This is a genomic window from Streptomyces sp. WZ-12, assembly GCF_028898845.1.
Lineage (GTDB): Bacteria > Actinomycetota > Actinomycetes > Streptomycetales > Streptomycetaceae > Streptomyces.
Genome location: NZ_CP118574.1, coordinates 6,921,061 through 6,944,073, shown reverse-complemented (window position 1 = coordinate 6,944,073; position 23,013 = coordinate 6,921,061). Strand labels below are relative to the sequence as shown.

The 23,013-nt window shown below is 67.7% G+C and carries 16 protein-coding genes and 2 pseudogenes; 2 read left to right on the top strand and 16 right to left on the bottom strand.

The window, feature by feature from the left end; genetic code table 11:
- Positions 1-40: 40 nt before the first annotated feature.
- The 11 genes and pseudogenes from PV796_RS30105 to PV796_RS42440 all read right to left on the bottom strand — a co-directional run.
- Positions 41-373, bottom strand: coding sequence for a hypothetical protein (locus PV796_RS30105; protein ID WP_274916642.1), 333 nt, complete (start codon positions 371-373; stop codon positions 41-43).
- 182 nt (positions 374-555) lie between these two features.
- Positions 556-1,974, bottom strand: a complete 1,419-nt coding sequence (locus PV796_RS30100; RefSeq protein WP_274916640.1) for a DUF6177 family protein — start codon at positions 1,972-1,974, stop codon at positions 556-558.
- Positions 1,975-2,047: 73 nt separating this feature from the next.
- Positions 2,048-6,022 carry a type VII secretion protein EccCa gene (gene eccCa / locus PV796_RS30095; RefSeq protein ID WP_274916639.1) on the bottom strand — a complete coding sequence of 1,325 codons (3,975 nt, stop codon included), beginning with the start codon at positions 6,020-6,022 and terminating at the stop codon, positions 2,048-2,050.
- Positions 6,023-6,083: 61 nt separating this feature from the next.
- Complete coding sequence (locus PV796_RS30090; protein ID WP_274916638.1) at positions 6,084-7,316, bottom strand: MinD/ParA family ATP-binding protein; 1,233 nt, start codon at positions 7,314-7,316, stop codon at positions 6,084-6,086.
- Between the two features lie 61 nt (positions 7,317-7,377).
- Positions 7,378-8,733 carry a type VII secretion integral membrane protein EccD gene (gene eccD / locus PV796_RS30085; protein WP_274916637.1) on the bottom strand — a complete coding sequence of 452 codons (1,356 nt, stop codon included), beginning with the start codon at positions 8,731-8,733 and terminating at the stop codon, positions 7,378-7,380.
- A 170-nt stretch (positions 8,734-8,903) separates the two neighbouring features.
- Entirely contained in the window at positions 8,904-9,182 is a 279-nt protein-coding gene (locus PV796_RS30080) for a hypothetical protein (RefSeq protein WP_274919305.1), read from the bottom strand.
- A 255-nt stretch (positions 9,183-9,437) separates the two neighbouring features.
- A complete protein-coding gene (locus tag PV796_RS30075; RefSeq protein WP_274916636.1) occupies positions 9,438-10,190 on the bottom strand; it encodes a hypothetical protein in 753 nt (250 codons plus the stop codon).
- Between the two features lie 6 nt (positions 10,191-10,196).
- Complete coding sequence (locus tag PV796_RS30070; protein ID WP_274916635.1) at positions 10,197-11,291, bottom strand: WXG100 family type VII secretion target; 1,095 nt, start codon at positions 11,289-11,291, stop codon at positions 10,197-10,199.
- Position 11,292: 1 nt separating this feature from the next.
- Positions 11,293-11,607: a WXG100 family type VII secretion target gene (locus PV796_RS30065; protein WP_274916634.1), complete on the bottom strand. Its 315-nt coding sequence runs from the start codon at positions 11,605-11,607 to the stop codon at positions 11,293-11,295.
- 92 nt (positions 11,608-11,699) lie between these two features.
- Complete coding sequence (locus PV796_RS30060) at positions 11,700-12,077, bottom strand: hypothetical protein (protein ID WP_274916633.1); 378 nt, start codon at positions 12,075-12,077, stop codon at positions 11,700-11,702.
- A gap of 195 nt (positions 12,078-12,272) precedes the next feature.
- A pseudogene (locus PV796_RS42440) lies at positions 12,273-12,788 on the bottom strand (VWA domain-containing protein); the annotation flags it as partial.
- 536 nt (positions 12,789-13,324) lie between these two features.
- Between PV796_RS42440 and PV796_RS30050 the strand changes: the two are divergent.
- On the top strand, positions 13,325-13,492 hold the full coding sequence (locus PV796_RS30050; protein WP_274916630.1) for a hypothetical protein: 168 nt from the start codon (positions 13,325-13,327) through the stop codon (positions 13,490-13,492).
- 20 nt (positions 13,493-13,512) lie between these two features.
- On the opposite strand, the pseudogene PV796_RS30045 reads toward PV796_RS30050, so the two are convergent.
- From PV796_RS30045 to PV796_RS30035, 3 genes and pseudogenes are all read right to left on the bottom strand, one after another.
- Positions 13,513-14,428: pseudogene (locus PV796_RS30045) on the bottom strand (IS982 family transposase).
- Positions 14,429-14,871: 443 nt separating this feature from the next.
- Positions 14,872-15,144 carry a hypothetical protein gene (locus PV796_RS30040; protein ID WP_274916629.1) on the bottom strand — a complete coding sequence of 91 codons (273 nt, stop codon included), beginning with the start codon at positions 15,142-15,144 and terminating at the stop codon, positions 14,872-14,874.
- Positions 15,141-15,374 (bottom strand): hypothetical protein, encoded by a 234-nt coding sequence (locus PV796_RS30035; protein ID WP_274916628.1) that lies wholly within the window; start codon positions 15,372-15,374, stop codon positions 15,141-15,143. Before PV796_RS30035 ends, PV796_RS30040 begins: the two co-directional genes overlap by 4 nt.
- A 343-nt stretch (positions 15,375-15,717) precedes the next feature.
- Between PV796_RS30035 and PV796_RS30030 the strand changes: the two genes are divergently transcribed.
- Positions 15,718-17,853, top strand: a complete 2,136-nt coding sequence (locus tag PV796_RS30030; RefSeq protein ID WP_274916627.1) for an AIPR family protein — start codon at positions 15,718-15,720, stop codon at positions 17,851-17,853.
- A 239-nt stretch (positions 17,854-18,092) separates the two neighbouring features.
- Here the strand turns inward: PV796_RS30030 and PV796_RS30025 are convergent, their stop codons facing one another.
- Together PV796_RS30025 and PV796_RS30020 are read right to left on the bottom strand one after the other, a co-directional pair.
- Positions 18,093-19,730 (bottom strand): serine/threonine-protein kinase, encoded by a 1,638-nt coding sequence (locus tag PV796_RS30025; protein WP_274916626.1) that lies wholly within the window; start codon positions 19,728-19,730, stop codon positions 18,093-18,095.
- 38 nt (positions 19,731-19,768) lie between these two features.
- Positions 19,769-22,987, bottom strand: a complete 3,219-nt coding sequence (locus PV796_RS30020; protein ID WP_274916625.1) for a type I restriction endonuclease subunit R — start codon at positions 22,985-22,987, stop codon at positions 19,769-19,771.
- Positions 22,988-23,013: the final 26 nt, after the last annotated feature.

Below are 23,013 nucleotides of genomic sequence, written 5' to 3'. Positions count from 1 at the left end.
GTCGAAATCTGATCCGAGTCCTGCTGTCGCGGTCAGGTGGTCAGCGGCCGGAGAAGCGGGCCGCGTCGAAGTTGGCCGCCGACATCTGCGTCCGGGCGTTGTCGGCCTGCTCCTGGACGCCGGTGCTGAACGCCGACTCCATCCCCGACTGACCGCCGATGATCCCGGCCAGCGCGCTGTTCAACTCCGTGCTGATCTCGTCGGCGTGCGCCTTGAACGAGTCGAAGGCAGCCTTGCCCGCACCGTTGAACTTGCCCTCCAACGGCTGGGCGGCCTGGACGAGCTGATGGATCAGCGTCCCCAGCTCCGTGCTCGACCCCTGCGACTGAGACCTCAACGTCGAGAGCGTCTGCGCCCCCATGTCGAACTTCATCGGACTCCCCCCACCGACTTGACGGTCGTATGTGTGGTCATGCCTATCAACCGGTGCGTGACCGGTGCAATTCACAATCCAATGCTATGACGAGGGTGTGACAACGACTCAAAACCGCTGCCCGTCTCCCTGCTGCTCCAGGTTTCTTGGTCGTGAGGACGTCGCCCCGTTTACAGGTGCTCTCACTCGTCTTTCAGGTGTCGCATGAGGCGTTCGAAGTCCTGCCAGCCCGACAGGTCCGAGGGGTCGCCGGGGAGCGGGTAGTACATCGCGGGGCGGGCCTTCGGACCCAGGGCGATGGGCGGTTGGGGCAGGGGGGTGTGACGGGCGCGGTCGTTGGGCATCTGGTGGACCTCCTCGGCGCCGAGGACGAAGGCGAGCGGGACGCCCGGGCCCTCGAAGCGGGGCGGGACCGCCAGGTCGCGGCGGGCCTTGCGGAGTTGGACGAGCATCGACTGCAGGTGGTGGCGGGTCGCCAGCAGTTCCGCGGCCGCGGGGAGGGCGTCCACGGGCGGCTGTTCGTCGGGACCGTAGCCGAACATCAGCGTGACGTGTTCCTCCACGCCCGCCTTCGTGCGGCTGATGCGGACGGTTGCCAGGCCGGGGCGGTCCGGGGTGCCGACGACCACGATCCAGGTGGGCTCCGGCGCCCTCTCGCGGGCGAGGTCGGTGATTTGGCGGGGTGAGAAGGGGAGGTTGGCGGGTTCCGCGGTTCCCCATCCGGCCGGAGGCTCGCCGGTCAGCTCGCGCCATATCGACTCCAGGGCGCCGCCGAGTACCAAGCTCTCGTCTGCGGGATGGACGGCGCGGAACGTGATGGCCAGCTGTCGTTCGTCCGTGGCTGTCACGTCCTGGTAGGAGGCGGCCAGCGGGGTGCGTGGATCTTCAGCGGTTGCCTCGGGCGAGGCTACGGGGGCGAACATGCCGTCCTGCCAGCGCAGTACGGCTCCGGTCAGGCCGTCGTAGTAGTCGTCGCGTTCGTCGCGCATGACCCAGCGGGAGGGCCAGTTGCTGAGGTTGTCGCGGACGGCCGGGGAGAGCGTCGTTCCTGGTGGGGTGACGATCTGGAGGCCGAGTCCTGCGGTGGCGGCGGTGCGGAAGGCGTCGGAGAGCCAGGCGGTCATGGCGATGACCGGGCGGTCCTGGATGACGACGGCGACCTTGTCGGTGAGGACGTCGACGGTGGGTTGGGCGGCTGCGGGTGTGGGGACCACAGTCATGCCGTCGGTTTCGACCACGGCCAGGGAACGGGCGGCCTCGGACGGCCAGGCGGAGCCGTCGGCCAGGGTGGCCAGTCGGGCGGCGAAGGTGCCGGCGAGGCGCTCGGCGTGCTCGACGCCGGTGGTGGCGCGGGCCTCCGTCCACCAGTAGGGGGTTGGTGGTGGGGTGGCTCCGAGGAGGCGTTCGGCCTCGCCTTCGACCTGGACGAGCAGGGGTGCCTCTACGGAGACCAGGGGGCGGCCTTCGGCGTCGCAGAGGCGTATGACGGCGCCTTCGCCTGTGGTGTCCACCAAGTTGTCGGGGCCTCCGGAGAGCAGTCCGGCGAGCATGGCCCAGGGGTCGGGCATGCGCTGGGTCAGGGCGATGACGTCCTTGGTCATGGTCGTCGGGTCCTTCGTTGTTCGGGGCGTGGAGGCCGCCCGCCGTTCTCGGGCACAGGAGGGCTGCGGCTCGTCAGGTGGCGGAATACGCGGTCTGGATCAGGCGGTTGGGACGGCCCCTGCGGATGAGGACGCCCCGGCCGGGTGGTTGTGGAGAGGCGTAGACGCCGGGGAAGAGCTGGCCCTCGCCGCGGTCGCCTGCCATGACGAGTGCCGAGGAGCCCGATTCCCGCAAGCTCTGCACCAGGGGTTCGTACAGGCCGCGGGAGGCGCCGGCGACGCGGCGGGTGAGGACGAAGTGGAGGCCGATGTCGACGGCGGAGGGGATGTAGGGGAGGAACGGGGCCAGGGGTTCTTGGCCGGCGGTGGTCAGGACGTCGTAGTCGTCGACGAGGACGACGATGCGTGGGCCACCGCCCCAGTTGCCTGGCTGGAGGTCCTCGGGGCGCGTGGTGTCGTCGGGCAGTCGCTTCTCCAGGACGCCGGCGACGCCGGTGGCAAGTCCCGCGCAGAGCTTGGCGTTGTAGGCGTAGCCGCCGTTGAACTCCTCGGGGATCGCGCCGCGCAGGGATCGCCGGGGGTCCATGACGGCGAAGACCAACTCGTCTTCGCTGTAGCGGTCGATGAGGCCGTGGGCGAGGGTCTTGAGGAGGTTGGTCTTGCCGCATTCGCTGTCGCCCAGGATCAGCAGGTGCTGGTCGTGTTGGAAGAGGTCGAGCAGGACGGGTTCGAGGGCGGTCTGGTCCAGGCCGAGGGGGACCTGGTGGGGTTCGGCGACCGGGCCCGGCAGGAGGTTCGCTTCCAGGAGGTGCGGTAGCACGCGTACGGGTTGGGCGACGTCGCCGCTCCAGGTGGCGCGGATCGTGCGGGTGGTGCGTTCCAGGACCGCGCCCAGGTCGGTGGTGTCGGTGAGTTTGTCGGTGCGGGGCAGGGCGACCTGGGCGAAGAGCTTGCCATCGGTGAGGGCGCGGCCGGGCTCGTCGGGTGAAAGCGTCGCGGCGAGCTTGTGGTCGATGCAGGACTCGCTGGGATCGTTCAGGCGCAGCTCGACGCGGGTGCCGAAGTTGGATTGGACGGCGATGCGGGCGTCGTTCCAGCGCAGCATGCCCGCCACCACGTGGATGCCGTAACCACCGCCGCGTTTGAGGAGGTCGGTGATGTCGTCGTCCAGCTGCTCGAAGTCGTCGCGTAGCGCGCCGAAGCCGTCGATGACGAGGACGATCTCGGCGGAGGCCAGCTGCGGCAGTCGGCCAGCGGCGTGGAGGTTACGGAGTCGGGTGAGGGAGTCGATGCCGTGGTCGCGGAAGAGGTCTTCGCGGGTCGCGAGCATGGTGCGGACCTCTTCGACGGTGCGGGCGGCGCGTTCGCGGTCGGCGCGGCTGGCGATGCCGCCGACGTGGGGGAGGCCGGAGAGCGCTTGTAGGCCGCCGCCGACCAGGTCGAGCCCGTAGATGCCGACTTGCTGGGGGGTGTGGGTGAGGGCGAGGGAGAGGACGAGGGTGCGTAGGAGGGTGGTCTTGCCGGACTGGGGGCCGCCGATGACGGCGGCGTGACCACCTGCGACGGTGAGGTCCAGGTACCACTGACCCTGCCACTGCCTGGTGGGATCGTCGAGCAGACCGAGCGGGACTTCGAGCGGGCCGCGGCGCCCGGTGAGCTGTGTGCCGCGGGCGCCGACCTCCATGGGGCCGGCGACCCTGTCCAGGGGGAGCGCATGGGGCAGTGGGGGCAGCCAGATGCGGCGCACGGCGGTGGACGTGTTTGTTAGTTGCTCGACCATGGTGGCCAGTTCGGTCGGGCCGGCATCGCGGCGCCGCATCGTCGGTTCAGCCGCCTCAGCATTCTGGGCGGCGGTTGCCGAGTTGAAGGTCTCGTAGGGGAGGGCGAGGGGCCCGGTGTCCTCGTTCTCGTCGTGCTGGACGGGCCCGCGGTAGGGGCCGGAGACGTAGCTGGCCTTGAAGCGGTCGTAGTGACTGGTGTCGACCTTGAGGTAGCCAAAGCCCGGCAGGGGTGGGAGGTGGAAGGCGTCGGTGGTGTCCAGGACGGTGCGGGACTCATCCGCGGAGAAGGTGCGCAGGCCCAGCCGGTAGGACAGGTAGGTGTCCAGGCCCTTGAGGTGGCCGCCCTCGATGCGCTGGCTGGACAGGAGCAGGTGGACGCCGATGGAGCGGCCGATGCGGCCGATGGACAGGAACAGGTCGATGAAGTCCGGCTTGGCGGTGAGCAGTTCACCGAACTCGTCGATGACGACGAAGAGATGCGGCAGCGGCTCCAGGTCAGGGCGGTGGCTGGCGCGCAGGGCTGTGTAGTCGCCGATGTCGGCGACGTTGCCGGCGTCCTTGAGGACCTGCTGGCGCCGCTTGACCTCACCGGCGAGCGAGGCATGGACCCGCTCGACCAAGCCGGCCTGGTTCTCCAGGTTGGTGATGACGCCGGCGACGTGCGGCAGGTCCGCGAACGGCGCGAAGGTCGCACCGCCCTTGTAGTCGACCAGGACCAGGGAAAGGTCCTCGGGCGGGTGGGTGGCTACCAGGGCTAGGACGATGGTGCGCAGGAGTTCGGACTTGCCGGAGCCGGTGGCGCCCACGCACAGACCGTGCGGGCCCATACCCAACTCGGAGGACTCCTTCAGATCCAACAGCACCGGCTCGTGGGCGTCGTTGACGCCGATCGGTACGCGCAGGAAGGCACGTTCGCTCCGCGGCGCCCACAGGCGGGGGAGGTCGAGGCGCGCCACGTCGTCGATACCGACGAGGCCGGCGAAGTCGATCGGGCCGGTCAGGGGCGCGTCGGCGAGCGATTCGGCGGACAGGCGCAACGGTGCCAGCATCCGGGCCAGCCCCTCGGCGAACGGAATGCTGACGTCATCCGCCATGCCGTGGGCGCCGATCGGCTCCTGCCCACGCAGGTCCTCGATGACCACCTGGCCGCCGTTGACGGTGATCCGGACTCCGACCTGGCTTGGCTCCTGGACCCGTTGCTCCAGCAGGTGCAGGACGGTGATGCCCATGTCGCGCAGGCCAACCGCCTCGTCGGGACGCGGCAGGTCAACGGCGTCCGCTCCGTGGCCGTCGGCGACGACGAGCAGGCGGGAGGTCATCGACAGGGCGTCGTTGCCGGACAGGCCGCGGCGCACCTCGGCGGCATAGGAGGCACGGCGACGCAGCTCCGGGCCGAGCTGCCGGGCGAGTTGGGGCAAGGAGGGCGCCATGCGGCGCGCCGCAACCGGGCCGTCAAACTGCTCGGAGTCCAACAGATGCGGCAACCACTTCGCCCATTCCCAGTCGGCCAGCCGCTCACCGGGCGCCGCGAGCGCCACGGCCACGTCGTCCGGAGCGTGCGTCGCAGCAGTCTGGACGAGCAGGGCTCGCGCGACGCGCAGACAGTCCTCGCGGGGGCCGATGACGCTGACGTTGCCGACACGGTCGAGCGGGACGGTCAGGGGCAGTTCGGTGCCGGTGCGGAAGCGGGCCATCAGCGCCGATGCCTCGTTCAGCATGAACCGGTCGGGCGGGGTCAGCACCGACGAACCCTGCTGCCCGATCCGCAACTCCCGTACGGGCATGTCGCCGGTGCCCACGCGTACACGTAGGAAGTCGCTGTCAGCGCGGCGGCGCTCCCACAGGCGGGCCGGTTCCCGCACGATGTCGTAGAGGGCGGGTGGCGGTGGGTTGAGGATCTCGGCGCGCTCGCGACGCCCGCGCTCCTCGGCGGAGAGTTCCTCACGGAGGTCTTCCAAGTAGGCCAGATACGCCTCGCGTTGGGTGCGACGGGCGCGCTGAGCCTTGCCCCGCTGGGAGAAGGCCAGCGCCATGGTGCCCATGATGGTGACGACGAGAATGATCGCGCCGAGCCCGGCGAACTGGCTGTTGCGCACCACCGTCATCATCACCACCGACGACATCACGCCGGCCACCGGCAGCAGCGACATCGCGATGTTGCCCGCCTTGCCCTCAGGGAGATTGGGCGGCGGCTCGATGACGCGCGCCTCGGTGGCGGCCGGGGGCCGGGTGGTCCGGGCCGGGCGGTGGATCAGTCGGGTACTCATCGTCGTCGTCCGTCATTCACGGTTCGCCGTCCGGTGTTCACGGTCGGGCACGGCATGGCGGTCAGTAGCGTGTCTGGGAGAGCTGGAAGACGTCCGCGGCGATACGCGCGGCGGCCTCTCTAGTGGGGGCGGCGAGGAACTCGGTCTGGATCGGCCCGCCGGCGGCCAAGTGCCGGTCGTACGGCAGGATCTGGACGCTTACCCCTGTGGACTTGAGTCGTCGGGCCACCTCGTCGAGATCGAGTCCCGAGCGCGGCATCATCTCAGAGAGCACCACGACCGTGCCGGCGATCACCTGTCGGGGCAGCTTCTGCATCCACTGGAGCACGGAGTACGTACTGGTGACGCCCTCCGGCGTCGCCGGCGCAGTCAGCACCCGGCTATGGGCGGCGGCCAGCGCGACCCGGGCCACTTCGGCCGGCAGCGTCTCGCAGTCGATGACCATCACGCCGAAGTAGCGACGCAGCGCCACCACGGCCCGCTCGTACGCCCGGCTGTCCAGCATCGCACCGATCTGACCCAGGCTCGCGGGAAGCAGCCAGGCGTTGTTGGGCAGTTGGACCAGATAGCCGGTGACGTCGAGCAGCGACATGTCCGGCTTGACGATGTCCGCGATATCTCCCGTGGTCCACCGCTGCGACGCGGCACCAAGCCGCAGTGGGAGAGAGCCCAGCGCCGGATCGGCCTCCAGGAAGAGGGCCGGGTCCTGACGGTAGTGCGCATACGTGGTGCCCAGCAGCGCGGCGACGGTCGACTTGCCCGAGCCGCCCCGGATGGACGTCACGGCGATCTGCCGACCGGTCGTCACGGGCTGCTGGAGCACCGCGGCGGTGTGGGTGACCTCGGCGACCTCGCGCGCGGCGGATGACGAGAGCGCGCGACGCAGCGCACGCGCGGCACGTACCGCGGAGGACTCGCCGCGCTGCGGCTTGCGCCGCACCAGGTCGACCGCCGTTTCCTCCACCGTGGGCTGAGGGCTGGACGCAGCGTGCGGTGGGGAGTTCGGGGCGTGCGCGGCCAGGGCCGGCTGCTGGTACTGGTGTTGGTGGCCAGCCTGTTGCGACCGGCTGCCCTGGTGGCCCGCCTGCTGCTCCTGTCCGGGGTGCGGGTAGCCGGCCTGTTGGGGCACACCAGCCCCACCGACAACATCCGGCGCCTGGCTGCTCTCCGCGGGGAGGCCGAGACCGGGCCCGGGGACGTTGTACGCCTGCCCGCCCGAGCCCTGTGCACCCCGCTGCGCGTCGGCTCGCAGATCGCGCAGCACCTCACCCTGCCAACCATCTCTGTTCGGCATGCTTGCTCGTCACCCCACCCCGGTCGCCCGCCCGCAGCGCCTGCGTATCGACTCAGAATCGTCAGAACTGATGCAGCAACTGCCCATACACACCAAACACGCCGACGGCGAGCGGGAACAGCCCCACCATGCCGATGGATTCGACCAGATCAGCCACGCGTCGCAGCCGCACCTGCACATGCTCGGGAACCTGCACGGCCAACACAACCAGCGGCAGTACCGCAGCCACACACAGCACGACGAGCGGCCCGCCACCTCCCGCATGTTCCGTCCACACCATTACCAGTCGCACCACAAGGCACGACGCGGCGGCCAGGAGCACGACGACCTCGGCGACCAGCGGGAAGGCCCGCGCCCTCGACACCAGCACCACCACGACGAGCGAGGCCAACACCACGGTCCAGGCGCTCGGCTGCTGCGTCAACGTCAGCAACCAGCCCGCAGCCGCCGCCGAAACCGCCGTCACGGTCGTCGCCAGGACGAGCCCGCGATGTGTCGCCGCCAGCGCGGTACCCACCTGATGACGGCTGATGGACACCCCGGCCGAGCGGCGGTCATCCAGCGCGGTCAGCCCCGAAGCCATCAGCGCCAGCCGCGGCAACAGACCAAGCACCACCAAGGAGAAGACGGCCATGACCGCGCCGAGCCGGGCCACATCACCCTGAACGGCAGCCACCGCCTCCCACGCCACGGCAAGCACTGCCGTGGCCGCGGCGCCCACGAGCCCGCCCTTGCCGAGCGGCGAGAAGTAACCAAGGGCCCCCAGCATCACCACCAGCGCACCCGCAACGACGGCAAGCCGCCCGGCACTTGGCCAACCGCACGCATCGGCGGCCGTCCAGGCGGCGACAACGCCAAGCCCTCCGGAGGCGACCAACAGCGCGGTCGCCAGGCCCCGGTTTCCCCGCCCGACCTTGGCGACAAGAGCACCTGCCGCCGCAAGCCCGAACGATACGACCGCCAGTACCCCGGCCAGCGCGCCGAGCGGAAACTCACGGCGGGCAATCAGCGCGGCGATCACCATGAACGTAACTGCCGCCACACCCGCGCTGGCCCGGCGCGCGGCGGGACGCCAGCGCCAAGCCCGCAGGTCGAGGTCGTCAGCGACCTGATCGGTGACGTCGTGGACCACAGGGGCGGGTGGCGCGGCGTGCGCCGTGACGAGCCGAAGCACGGCGCCGTCGGCTATCCCGGCCGACGCCAGCGTGCTGTCGTGCGGGAGGGCGGAGCCGTCGGACGTGATCAACTGTCGTACCGTCGGCCGCGATGCAGGCCGATCGCCCAGCAACTGCAAGATATCTGGGATCAGCTGCCCTACCGGCACGTCGGAGAGCAGGACGACATCGGCCCGCCGCCGGTCGCCGACCAACGTCACCCGACTCAGCTGCCCCCTGGAAGTCGTTCCTTTGCTCACCACTCACCGGAACTTACCATCGCGGCGTTGACGTACTCCGGGGTCGACCGAGCATGGCCCATGCTGCCGACTTCCACGCCGACCCCATGTCAGGGACCCCTGCCGTACATGGAGCTCTTCGTGCATGTCCCTGGACGCCGCAGAGCCTGTCCGAATCTGATCTGTGTGCTTCTCTATGATTTCGCCGACCGCGTCGGCGTTCCGTACTGCTGCACCTGTCGCTGCTGCTTGTCCTGCTCCGCCTTCTGCTGCGCCAACGTGTGCTGAAGGAACGACCACCCCACACACCCCGCACACAGGACAGCGGTGATCGCGATTCCCGCGAACACCTTCCCAAGCCGCTCATCCGCCGTACGCCGCCCCCGCTGTGCGCCGAACAACACGGCATCGCGCATCCTGCGACGGCGTACCGCCACCGACTCCAGCAACTGACTGTCGTAATCCCGCGCCATGTCCTCGTCCGTCACCTCGGTCACCCGCCGCCTCAGCCACGGCAGATGGACCCCGGCTGCTGGCGGCTACGCACTGACCGTCCCTCCGAGATCCACCAGCATGATGGCGTACTTCCGCGTCTGCCGCCGCGCAGTCGGATCGCCGAGCAACACCGCCCTCAAGAAGCGAGGGCGCGCCAGTTGGCCCTACAGGCGAGACCCCCCAGCGGGGGGCCTTCGCGGGTCGGCTTTGTGCTCTGTGCACCTCGGCCACCATCAGTCATCCGGTTGTTCAGGTTGGCGACGTGGCCGTCGCTGCAGAGGCCACCGGCTGGGATCCACTGCTCGGCGGACGAGTCCTTCCCGGGTGGGCGCGCGATGCCTACCGGCCCCACTGCGCGGAATGCTGCCGGATTCCTGCTGCTGGGGCCAGTGCCACGCCTCTTCGGGGAAGCCTTCGATGATGGTCGTGAGGGTTTCGGTGAGGGAGAGGATGTCCTCGTAGGTCTTGCGCCCGGATGTCCATCCGATCACGCGGTCGCCCTCGATGCGCCAGCCCATCCGGGCTTTGTGCATGAGCCGTTCCATGGCGTAATTACTGATGAGGACCGCGAAGTCAGGGTCAGAGGCGCAGTAACTAACGAGATGGGTTCCGAGATCGGGCAAGTCCCTGGCACGGCCCGTGACACGGTTGAGTGCAGAACGTTTTTCTGCCCGCACGGACGATGCCAGTTGCCCCCACGTTAGGGCCGTAGCCGGCAGGGCGCGAGGCAGTGGGATTACGGCCACTGAATAGGTCCACGCGACATTGGCCTTACCACTGCGCTGCCATGCAAGGAGGTGGAACAGGCTCACGTCCCGACCGCGGAATCTCCCCTGGAGCAGGTTGCGAATAGCGATGCCATCAGGGCCGAGACTAAACGGGTAGCCAAGGTGGTCGAACGTGGCGAGGTAGTCGCGGGCCGTCTTGCGATATGTCCAGGCTGGGTCGTTCTGGAAGCGCTTGATGCTTTTGTGAACGTCGAACACGATTGATCAATCGTCCGGTGTTGTTGTGTTGTTGGCCTCGTTGCCCATGCCGTAGATGATTCCGTCAGCGGTGATCTGTAGTATGCCGGGAAATTCGGCTGGGCCGCCTTTGCGGTGCTTGCCGCTGATGTCCTCAAAAGCCTTGTCGCCGGCGTGGTTTGCCGCCCCACCAACGGCTCCCGCGGCACCGCTGAAGCCCATATCCCGCAAGACGTCCTTGTCGTCCCCCTCGAACAGCATGTCCCCACCGTCCGCGGCGGCCTGCCCACCCGCGCTGCCCACACCTTCCATCACTGTCCTGCCAAGCAGGTTCCTGCCATCCAGTCCCGCACCTATGGCCTTGCCGGGAGCCCACGATGCTCCATGCCCCCCGGAACTGCGCGACCAATCCTCCAACCTCTGCCCAACCCTCCCCCCGACTTCCGAGAATCCCGCGCTCACGCCCCCGGCGATGGCGGCATCCTGGAAGTCTTGGGCCCAGGTAACCTTGTGCCCTGACAGGGACTGTCCCAAGACGTTTCCAGTGAAGTTGGCTCCGGTGTTCTTGCCGAACTCGATGCCGAACTTAAGCATCTTGTTCGCCTTCATCGCCTCCTTCACCTTCTCAATCGCCTTGGCAGCCCCGATCAGGAGGCGGCCGAGCCGGCCGATCTCCGTTGTCGCCTCTGCGATCTCCATCTCGGCTGCGCCCGCCGCGATGGCGTCAGAGAAGCCGGCAGTCACCACCGACAGGCCGATGCCGATCGCCGCCGTGACCAGGATCTCCTCGACCACGCGCTGGACCTCGTCGTTGGCCTTCTGGATCGCATCCGCAGTGGTGTCCAGTTGCTTGGCCACAGTCTCGAACTGGGGCAATGCCTTCTCTACCTGGCCTCTGGTGTGGTTCCAGTGAGCGTGGAAAGCATCAGCGGCGGTGCCCGTCCAGTTGTCACCGAGTCGGGTGACTTCCTGGTTCTGGGTCTCGATGGTGCTCTTCAAGTCATGGGCCATGCCCCGCCATGCCTCGGCACAGGCCCGCAGGACAGACGGGTCCCCACCAGGGTTGAACAGGTCGAAGCTCTTCTCGATCTGCGGCTGCTGCTCCTGCTGTTGCCCTGCCATGTCAGTTGCCTCCGAACTGCTGAGCCTGCGCGATGTCGGCTCCTTGGTAGGAGGCCATAGTGTGGTGGAGGCCGGAGCCGTAGTTCCGCAGACCGGTGCATAACTCTTGAAGGCTCGTCGCGGTATGACGGGTCATCTCCACGTACTGGGAGAGGACTTCGGTGGACTCCGACATCACGCCGAAGGCGTCGTCCACGTTCTCCGCCCGCTTGGCGAAGTCACTGACGCGGCTGTCGAGATGGTCAGCGGAGGCGGTGAAGTCCTTGGCCAGAGCCGTGACAGGCTCGGGATGAATCGAAAAATGCTCATGCGGCACCGCAATTCCCCCTGATGAAGCTGTATGCGATCAGACCACTCGGCGAGCGTAGGTGGACGAGCCACACAGACTGCGTTTGCGGGGCACCGATTTCACGCATTCTTGACGGCCTCCCCAAGGTCCCGCATACGAGTCCACCGGCCTCGAAGCGTTTCACGACCAGCCGGACCCTCCGCCCCCATCGCCGTTTGAGGGGCGCGGGCCAGAACGGGGACGGCGATCAGGCTCACCACAAGGGTTCCGACTCCGGCCAGTTGGAGAGCACCGACTCCGCCCAGCTGGCCGGCTGCCGGGCCACCCAGCGCGATGCCGGTCAGGTTGGCGCCGTTGAGAGCTGCGTCGGAGAAGATGAAGGCCCGGCGACGTACTTCGGGTGGAACACGATTGTGGATGAGGTTGCGGATGGCCAGGCCCTGAAGGGAGTTGGCCATGCCGGTGGGGACGCATGAGGCGATGGCGGCGGTGAACATGGCAGCGTGATGCGGCCGTCGAACTGCGCCACCAGCACGCCGGCCAGAGTGGGGCCGGGGCCGGCGACGTTGCCGTCCGCCGACAGTTGCGGTTAGGGCCTTCCAATGACTGGGCAAGTGCGGGCTCGGGCAGCGACGTTGGTTGAGGTTGGGGGGTGCCGCCCTGGACAGGGCTGGGGCGGCACCCGGTGGGGGTTAGGGGTTGGTGGTGGTGAGGGCGGTGGTGGCGGCTTTGGCGATGGCGGTGATGGCCTGGGTCGGGTTGGTGAGTTCCAGGAGGGTGGTGCCGGGCAGGGGGTGGGGGTTGGGGGCGAAGGGGAGCCAGAGGACCGCGCAACCTGCTTTGCGGAGGTTGGTGATGCGGGTGGTGGCGCGGGTGGCTTCGTCGGGTTGGTAGCGGCCGTCGGAGGCGATGACGAGGAGGCGGCCTGCTCCGGGGTGGTCGAGGTGGAGGGTGGCGGTGAGGGCGTCGGTGGCTTCGGCGAGGCAGTGACCGCCGCCTTGGGCGGTGAACTGGGTGACGCGGGTGGGGGTGCGTGAGGGGGTGGTGATGGCGGTGAGGGAGCGGTGGTAGGCGATGGTGGCGGTGCGGGAGTCGGGGTCGGTCAGGGCGGTGGCCTTGGCCAGGATCCAGGTGGCGGAGGCGATGGGTGCGGTCGCGGTGTCCATGGAGCCGGAGACGTCGACCGCGATCCCGACCCGGAGGGGTGGGGTGGGGGTGGGGCGGTGGATGGTGCGGGTCCAAGGGGTTGCGGTGGGGGTGGCGCCGGCTGCGCGTTGGGCGTCTCGGCCAGAGCTTGGCGCATGTTGAGGCGGCCGGGTGGGGCGGCGGAGGTAGTGACGGTGGTGGTGCGTTCGCGGTAGGCGGCGGCCCGCAGGACCCTTGCCAGCCGTCCGGCGGCCGCCTTCTCCCCGGCTTCGGGTGCCCGGCTGCCAGTCACTGGCGAACGACCTTGCCGCTTGCTGGAGTTGGGGGTGTAGGGGCGTCCGCTGGGGTTGAAGACCTTCTCGGCGGTCTTGGCTGCCTGCCGTGCCTGGGCGGCCTGGTTGGCCTTGGCCTGTGCGCGGGCCGCGCGGGCGGCGGCGACCCGTGCCTCGGCGGCGGCCTGGGCGGCCTCGTTGACCTGTACATGGGCGACCACCTTGCTGACCGCTGCGGCCAGTTCCCCCGCGCCGCTGCCTGTGGGGTGTGGTGGCGGGGGTGGGTTGGTGGGGGTGGTGCCCAGGGCCTGGCACCAGGCGTGGCTATGTTCCATCATCGTCTGCCCGTCTTCGTCGCCGGTGGCGTGGGCGGCTTTCCAGATGCCTGCGAGGGCGTGGAGGAGGTCGGGGCCCAGGAGGGTGGTGAGGGTGTTTTCCAGGAGTTGGGTTTCGTCCGGGTCGAGGACTCCGGCGTCCCGCCGGGCAAGGACTAGATGATCGATTCCAAGGTTTTTTAGTGGTCATAGGCGGTCAGTGAGCGCAGGACGAGCTGGCCGGTGTGGTCGTTGTGCCAGATCGCGGTGGTGAGGGCGAGGATGCGGTGCATGACGCGGGCGATCACGCCGGCCGGTGTGCGGCCTCGGTGCTGTTCGAGGTTGAGCTGGCCCTTGAAGGTCTCGTTGAGCGACTCGATGACCTGCCGCAACGGCTTGAACAGTGGGGTCCCGGGCCGTTCCGGCTCACCCTTGCGGGCCGGCCGCAGCAGCCGGATGTCCTGCTCGGCCAACTGGTGCTCGAAGTCGCGGCCGAAGTAGTTCTTGTCGCCGATCAGCGTCTGTCCAGGCCGGGCGGCGACGAGGTGCAATTCGGAGGCGAGCAGGTCCAGCAAGGTCTCGCGTTCGTCGGCCTTGGCTCCGGTCAGGGCGAAGGCGATCGGCAGGCCCTGCAGGTACACACCAGGTGCAGGCGCAGGCCCAGAAGAAGCGGCTGTGGCTGGCGCAGTATCCGTACTCGGCCCATCCGGCCAGGTCGGAGCGTTTGACGGTCTCGCGGGAGCGTCCGCACTCCACCGGCGTGGAATCCACGATCCACACGTCGTCGCTCCATACGGAGGTGTCGGTGGCCAGCAGCCGCGTCACCCGCCGCAGCAGCAACTCGGCGGCCTTGCGCAGGCGCTTGTTGTAGCCGGGCTGCTGCGGTAGGTAGGGGAAGAGATGCCGCAGGTGGGAGCGGGCATGGCGAAGCCACTTGGCCTCGGAGGTGAAGCCCAACATCGCCTGCACCATGGCGAGCGTGACCAGCTCGGCATCGGTCAGTCGCGGAGCGATCCCGACCGCCGGACGCCAGGGCGCCAGATGCGGTGATGCCTTCAGCAGGTCGTCGGTCTTCACATAGAGTGCGGTGGCGAGGGAGTCCAACTCTGTCTTCACACACTGACGTTGGACTCCCTCCCCTTGTGCGCGCAGCCGATCCCTTGGAATCGATCATCTAGCCCGCGAAGCCGGCGCCGTCGTCCTCGAACCTGCAACACCGCCCTCTCCGCCCCAGCACCTCCCCGGCTCTCGCCGACCGGAGAGCAGAACCCAGCCCCCACGCACCACGCCCCACTGATCCATCCACCGATGTCAGGCTGCAGAAGGTAGGAGCCGTGCTCTCCAGTCCCGCGGAGAGCACGGCTCCTGGACCAAGGTGGCTCTTCCCAGCAGGGTGGTTCACCCCCGTCTGCCCAGAGACGGGCACGGCCGCTTCCCCCCGGTGCAATTGTTGGCCAGTTCACCTCCGCCCGCGCGGAAAAGGGGAAGCCGCCGCCCAGGCCGCCGCGTTCGCGGTCGGTTCCACCTCGGCCTGCACGGAGAAGGGAGCGCGTCCCAGGTCAACGGCGGGATCGGCTTCGGTTCGCCTCCGCTGGCGCGGAGAGCAGTCCTCGGTCAGGATCCGCGGCCGCCCAGCGCAGTTGCCGTTCGATCCAGTCCGGGTACGTGAAGACGTCGCCGGTGCGCAGGCCGAGCCGGGGGTGGCCCGCCACATCCGCGAGGCGGTCGGTGCGCAGGTCCAGTGCGCGGACATGCCATTCGGTGCGTGTCAGCACGGCACGGGTGAGGTGGTGGCAGATGAAGCCGCCCGCGCCGAGGATGAGTATGTTCACTGGTGCCCTTCGAGCTGGGTGAGGACGACGCTGTAGTGCAAGACGTGCGGGAAGTCGCAGGGTGCGCCACGTCGTCCGTCGATCTCGACGTCCTCCAGGCGCAGGCGGCGGCCGTCGCCGCACAGCACCGACACCTCGGCGGGCCCGGCCTCCACCTCGCCCGCGCGGTGAGGGAGGACGTGGCCCTCGCGGGCGGTGATGAGCCTCGACCCCAGCGGGAAGGGCCGCAAGCGGTGGTCACCCGCTGGAAGCGAGCATTGCAAGCATTCGACATCGCCTTCGATGGCCGCCTCTCAGCAACCCGCATCTGACCCAACAACCACACCAGTTACACCGTTAACTTGGCGGTCTCGTGCGTCGATGCCCGCCTGGCCGCCTGAGGAATCACCCCACCGGCCTGGTCCACCGTCCTGCGCTGGAGCGCCGGATCCACCGCCGCCCTCATGAACACATGGGAAAGCCTGTGGCCGGACGGGCAGATCGGCTGGCCTGACCGGGCCGATCCAGCATGGCCCGGATACGCTTGGTCAGCGGGGCGATCAAGGGTACGGGAACGGGCGGGGAGAGCTGACTGTGGGCCATACGGGGCGAGGACCCATCAAGACGACGGCGCTGGAGCTGCACCAGATCCGCGAGGCATTGATCCGGGGATACCGGGGGCTCATCGACGAGAGCGACCTCCAACGGAATTCCGAGGTGGAGCGGGATCGGGCGTTCCTGTCCCGAGCGGTGGCTGCGACTGCTATCCGCCGGGTGACCGGCTGGGATCACAAGGCATGCGCGGAAGCCGTGATCGACGGCAGCCGGGACAACGGCATCGACGCCGTGGCCGTGACCGACGGCGCTCAGGTCTGGCTCGTCCAGGCGAAGTGGAAGGACTCGGGTACGGCCGGCTTTGACACCCACGCCGCACGTGCCTTCATCGACGGGTTGAGCCTGTTGGAACAGCGCAGGTTCGATCTCTTCAATGACAAACTGCTCCCCTTCACCGCCCGGCTGGATTCGGCTCTCACGGACACTCGGCTCAAGATCACCTTGGTGATCGCGGTCGTCGGCAACGACCCGCTCCACAAAGATACGGAAGCGGTCCTGGAACGGGCGGCCGATGACCATTTCGGTCTCGGGCCGATGCTGGACTACAGGCTCATGGGTGCGGGCGAGCTGCTTCAGCAGCTGAAGAGTGACCGCGCTCCGGAGCCGGTCGACATCACTGTCCGCATGCCGCAGTGGATCAAGAGGGACATGCCGTTCATGGCCTATCAGGGGTCGGTCGCGGCCTCCGAGGTCGCGCAATGGTACGAGAAGCATGGGGATCGCCTCTACGACGAGAACATCCGCAAGTCCCTGGGGCTCACGCGAATCAACTCCGGCATTCAGATCACCCTCAGCGAAGAACCGGACAACTTCTGGTACTTCAACAACGGAATCACCATTCTGTGTGACGAGATCGAGCCAAACTGGCCGGGCAGACGACGCCCAGATGAAACGGTCGAGCTGAGGTTGAGGCGCGCCAGCGTCGTCAACGGAGCGCAGACGGTGACCGAGATCCACAAAGCGAGGGAGCTGACTCCGGAGACTGTTGACGATGCCGATGTCACCGTCAAGGTCATCTCGCTCGGAGCCGAGCGAGGACGGTACGCAGCTCGGATCACGGAGACTACGAACACTCAGAACGACGTGTCCCAGCGGGATTTCGTTGCCCTCGACAACGCCCAAGAGCTGATCCGCGAGGACTTCGACCTCTCGCTGCAGAAGTTGTACGTCTTCAAGCGAGGGGAAGCTGATCCCGCGCCGGAATCGGGATGCTCCGTGGTCCACGCGGCGATCGCCCTGGCCTGCGCCCATCGGACCCCCGAGCTCACCGTCCGTGCCAAGCGGGACACGGACCTGTTGTGGGAGCGGGGCCGGAGCGGGGCCTATCCACGGCTGTTCGGCGAGATCCCGAGTGCGTTCCGAATATGGCGCAGTGTGTGCATCCACCGGGCCGTCGGCGAGGCACTCGACGCATTGCGCAAGCGTGTGTACGGACGGGCCGCGGATACGGCTCAGCGAGGTGACCTGCTGGTTGCCCACCTCGTGTTCCAGCTTCTCGACATCGATGACATCGACGAACCGGCGTACAACCTGGAGGCGGTGATCGCGGCGGTTCCCGACCTCGCCGGGGCCGTACTCTCGTGGCTGATCCACCATGTCGATGCGAGGTTCGGTCCCACATCCTTCCTCACGAGTACGTTCACCAACGAGACCAAGTGCCGGGAGCTTGCCCGCCTCGTCCTGCCAGATGTGCGCAGTCGTCGGCCCGTACCGAAGCTGCCCGAGAACTACCAGCCGCCCGCTCAGAGGACTCGGAGGGCGCGGCGTCCCGACACGGTGCCGACGTTGGTCAATGCAGGGTTGCTTGCGGACAGCACTCCCCTGACGTACATCCCGGGCAATGTTCCCGAGGCTCGTGCCGTGAAGGAATGGATCGCAGCCGACTCCCGCAGGGCGCAGGCGATCTGGCAGAACGACCGCAGCAAGCCGCTTCTCTGGGCCTACGATGGTCAGCACTACTCCGCCAACAAGTTGGTCCTTCGTATCTGGGAACTTGCTGGATGGGACGAGGCCCCGACCTCGGTACAGGCACCGGCGCGCTGGACTCCCGACGGCAAGCGGAATCTGTACGAGCTGGCCACCGAGTGGCTGGACAGCCAGAACGACGAGGACTGACGGGACGGTTACGGCGTCGGGCTGGCGTCGGCGTCGATCTCAGCCCGAGCCGTTTTCCCGATGGGGCGCGGCGCCTTCCCCAGTGGGCTGCCGCAGCTGCGATGAGGAGGAGACCGCAGCCTGCAGCTGGCCGTTGAAGCTACCGCATGGTCCTTTGTCGTCGGGTGCGCGGCGGGGCCCTGAGCGGTCGTAGGGGGAAACGGACCGCGTGCCTCCGAGAACCCCTTTCTACGCCGCGCTTACTCGAACCGCTTCAGTCGCTGGATGAACCCGTCGATGTCAGCGAGCTCTGGGGCGTCCAGCCCGCGATAGCGCCGCGTCGCGTCGCGGAGGGCAATCGCGGCGGCCCGCGCCTGCGGGAACCGCTCGGATCCCGCCTCGAGACGCATGATCTGGGCGAGCGCTTCCAGATGGCGGTCGACGGCGTCCTCGTCGCTCTCGTCCGGGCCGACCTGCACATACGCGGTGAAGGCAGCGACGGCAGCGCTGGTCTCGCCAAGCTCCATACGACACTCGGCCTCGTAGTAGAGGCACCGCCGCACTTCGATGTCATCGGAGCCGAACCGCCGGCCAAAACCCTTCGCGGCCTCCTGGAAGAGGCCGAGGGCCGCGCTGTGCGCGCCGGCGAGAAATTTCACGTGTGCAAGGGACAGGGTCAGTTCGGCCACCAGAGCATTGTCCGTGGCCCTGGCCAGCACGTCCGCCAGCACGTCGGCCGCTTGGGTGAACTGCTTCTGGCCGACGAGTTCCGACGCACGCTCGGCCGCTTCGTCTGCCTCAGCCTCGCTCAGGGACAGTACGCCGGGGTCCGCCGCCGCGGCGTCTAGCACGGTCGGGGTGTAGGCCCTCGCTCGGCCGCGCCCTCGGCGGACCGATTCGCCGAACGGCCGGGTGAAGGGCGTACACGGATCGAGTTCGAGCCCGCCAGCGGCGACCAGCGGCGAAGTGCCGGCCGGAGTTCCCTGAGAGGCCAGCGGCAGCAAGGTCTGGTAGACCGTGGCCGCCGACATCCGGTCCTCGGGGTCTTTCTCCATCATGCCGAGCAGCAGTTGCTCGATGTCGTCGGGTACGTCGGAGCGCACTTCACCCACGGCCGGGGCGTCGGTGTTTACCTGATGCCAGGTGACGGACTTGCCGTCGGACTCAGTGAAAGGAGTGCGCCCGGTGAGGAGTTGATAGATCACGCAGGCGAGTGCGTAAATGTCGGCGGCTGGGCCGACCGCGTTGGCCAGGCTCTGCTCGGGGGACATGTAGGCAGGGGTGCCCACGGTCATGCCGGGCTGGGTCAGATGGGGGTTCGATCCCGAGCCGAGCAGGGCCGCGACGCCGAAGTCGAGCACCTTCACCACCCCGCCCGGGGTGAGCATCAGATTCGCCGGTTTGATGTCGCGGTGTACGACGTCGTGGCGATGGACCTCGTCCAGGGCGGAGGCGATCTGCGCTCCGATGGCCGCTGCCCAGGCAAGCGGTAGAGGCTCGTAGTCGTAGTCCGTCTCGTCGACGAGGGTCTGGAGCTCGCGTCCCCTCAGCAGTTGCATGACCACGTACAACCGCCCGCTCGCCTCGTCGAATCCGGTGTCGTAGACCGCCGGGATACCGGGGTGTTCGTGGAGTCCGGCGGTTGTCCGTACCTCACGCAGGAAGCGTAGGCGCCGGGTCTCCATCGCCTCCTGGTGGGCGGCGTTCCGGATGGCGTACGCGTGCGGCTGCTCGTCGAGCATCATCTTGACGGCGACGCGCCGGTCCAGACTCACGTCGTAGGCCTGCCAGACCTCGCCCATGCCGCCCGCGCCGATGAGGGTGTTCAGGCGATACCGCCCGGCCAGCGCTCTCTCGGTCCGCCCCGCGTCCTGGGTCGGCGTCATGTCGTCCCCCATGCCCGCACCCTCTCCCTCGTGGTGATCTTCAGTGCAGATTACGGTGCCGCAGGCCCGGAAGGCCCGGCGGGTTTCGCACCACGGTTCTTCAACTCCGCCGCCCGTTCGGCAGTTGCCAGCCGGTCGGCCTCACGACGGGCCGGTCGGCGGATCAAGTTGTACGACTGGGCTGTCGCGACCCGCCGGAAGAGGCGGTTCACCTTGTTGTCGTCGAAGTAGCGGACCATCAGCGCGTCGTTGGACTGCGCCTGCTTGATGACGAAGTCGTCCATGTCTTTGGCGAGTTCCCGACCGTAGGTCTCCTCGTCCTGGGCCAGGGCCACCTCCTGCATGTCCGTGTTCTCGGCGATCGTCACAACGAGCTGGCCGAGCAGGATTTGGTCCGCCGTGGACAACTCGGCGCCCAGCTCGTCATTGATGGACTGGATGACCTCGGCGAGCGACTTCTCCTCGACCTCCGCCGCAGCCCCTGCCGCCTGGGCCACCAGACCCGGCAGCACCTGGGCTCCGACCGTCTCCAGCTTGAGTTCGGGGGCTCCGGTCTGCTTGACCAGCATGTGGCTTGGCACCGTCTCGCCTATGTCGGCGGCCGCGGTGCCATCGGGGCGCGGGAGCCGGCGCAGCAGGAACCGTCCGTACTGGAAGAGCCGTTCGAGCTCCAGGTTCTCGAAACCGATGATGTGCGAGAGCCAGCCGTACGCCTTGACGTACGAGTCCAGGGCCCGGCGGAACTCCTCGGCCTTCTCCGGTTCCTGGGCCGCGAGGCCGTTGAAGCGGTCCACGGCGGGGGCTGTGTGACGGTAGAGTCGTGCGTGTGCCTTCTTGACTTGGTCCTCTGTGGCACGGCCGTCGTCGAAGGCTGCGAAGTACGCCTTGACCAGCGCGTCCATCTCGGCTTCCACGAGCAGCTGGTAGCCCATGACCTCGTCCTGCCGGTCGAACAGGAGATTGGGGTCGGTCGGCTCGGTCAGCGACGTCTCGTAGTACGCCTGGAAAGCGTCCTTGACGATCTCCAACTTGTTTGCGAAATCCAGGATGAACAGGTCTTCCTGGGACTTGAGCGGGTGCGTGCGATTGAGGCGCGAGAGGGTCTGTACGGCGGCGACGTTGGCGAGAGGCTTGTCCACGTACATCGTCGTCAGGAGCGGCTGGTCGAAGCCGGTCTGGTACTTCTCCGCGACTACGAGAATGCGGTATTCGGGCTTCGGTACAGACGGCGGATTCGCGTCATCGGCGCGTACGTACCCGAACCGCCCCGGGAGTTCCTTCTCCGGGAAGCCGTTGAGCTTGGACTCGGTGTACTCGACGTCATTGACCGTTAGGGATCCAGAGAACGCGACCAGCGGGGTGCAGTCCGTGGCGGCCCGCTCGTCCACGTACTTGCGGATCGCGAGAAAGAGCCGGATCGCGTGCTCGCGGCTGGGGGTGACGACCATGGCCTTGGCCCGTCCGCCGAGGCTGCCCGCGCTGTGGGAGCGGAAGTGATCCACCATGATCTTCGCCCGCTGAGCCAACGACGCATCGGACAGCAGCGCTGCACGCACCAGCTTGGAACGGGCCTTGCGTGGGTCCACCCGACGCTCGACCTCCTCGACGGCATCGTTCTGCAGCTTGAAGTAGGTGCCGTACGTGATGAAGGTGTCCAGCACGTTGAGGATGAAGCCCTCGTCGATGGCCTGGCGCATCGAGTACACATGGAAGGGACCCGGCTTCTCGGTCACCGGGTCCTTTGTGCCGAAGAGTTCGAGCGTCTTGGACTTGGGCGTGGCGGTGAACGCGAAGAACGACATGTTCGGCTGTTGGCCGCGGGCCAGTGCCTCGGCGGTCAGCGGGTCGCCGTCCGCGTCCACGGCCTTGGCGCCGAGGGCCTTCTTCAGCGCTGCCGAGCCGTCGCCGCCCTGCGAGGAGTGGGCCTCATCGATGATCACCGCATAGCGGAGCTTCCCGAGCCCGCCGACCTTCTTCAGGATGAACGGGAACTTCTGCAGGGTCGTGATGACGATCCGCGCGGTGGACCCGGTGAGTGCTTCGGCGAGCTGCGTGGAGTCCTCGTCAATGCGTCGCACGACACCCGGTGTGTGCGTGAACTGGAAGATAGTGTCCTGGAGTTGCTTGTCCAGGACTCGGCGGTCGGTGATGACGATGACCTTGTCGAAGACCGGCTCGTTGGGCTGCACACCCTTCGCACGGATGGTCTCGCCGAGCAGCGCCGGATCCTCCGGGGTGTGCAGGGACGACAAACGGTGTGCGAGCCACGCGATGGTGTTGGACTTGCCCGAACCAGCTGAGTGCTGGACGAGGTAGTTCTCCCCGGCGCCGTGCCGGGTCGCGTGATCGGTGAGCTTCCGTACGGCATGCCACTGGTGATAGCGCGGGAAGATCAACGGCTGGGCGTGCGCACTGCCGGGGCGGTGCGAGGGCGACTTGCCGGCCTTCGCCTGCTCGTCCTCGACGTGCAGGTAACGCTCGAGCAGCTCAAGCCAGTTGTGGCGGTCCCAGATCTGTTCCCACAGGTACGAGACGGGGTACGCGCCGTCGCCCTGTGCCTCCGTGGTTGGTGGGTTGCCCGCACCGCCGGTGACACCGGGGCCACCGGAGCCAGTGTTGAACGGCAGGAAGCGGGTCTTCTTCCCTGCCAGGCGGGTGGTGAGGAACGCCAGGGTTGGGTCCACCGCGAAGTGTACGAGGGTGCGCTTGGCGAAGAACAGCTCCTTCGGATCGCGGTCGGTGCGGTACTGGTGGATGGCGTCCTCGACGCTCTGCGGGTGTTCCGTGAGGTGGTTCTTCAGCTCGACCGAGGCGGTGGGGATTCCGTTGACGAACAGTGCGATGTCGACGGACTTGGCGGGAGTCTTCGCCGAGTAGTGAAACTGCCTTACGAAGGTGAGCCGGTTGGCGTTGTACTCATGCAGAGCGTCGGCGGCGAGCGAATGAGCGGGCCGAAAGTACGCGAGCTGGATCTTCACGTTCCTGTCGTTCACCCCGCGCCGGAACACGTCGAGTACGCCGCGGGCGTCGATCTGCTGTGCCACGCGCTTGGCGAACCGTTGGATCGAGGCGTCCTCGTCCTCGCCGTATTCGGCCTGGAGGCGAAGCCAGGAATCTTTCTGTGAGGCGCGGAGGAAGTCGCGCAACTCATCGGTCTCGATGCCAAGTTCATGCCGATAGGTTTTGGCCAGACCTGACTTCCATTTGTGTGCGAGAAGCCCTGCCTCAACGGCGTTCTCGAAGGCTTCCTCGGTGTCGACGCGCGCCATGGGGATCAGGCTCCTCGCATTCCGGT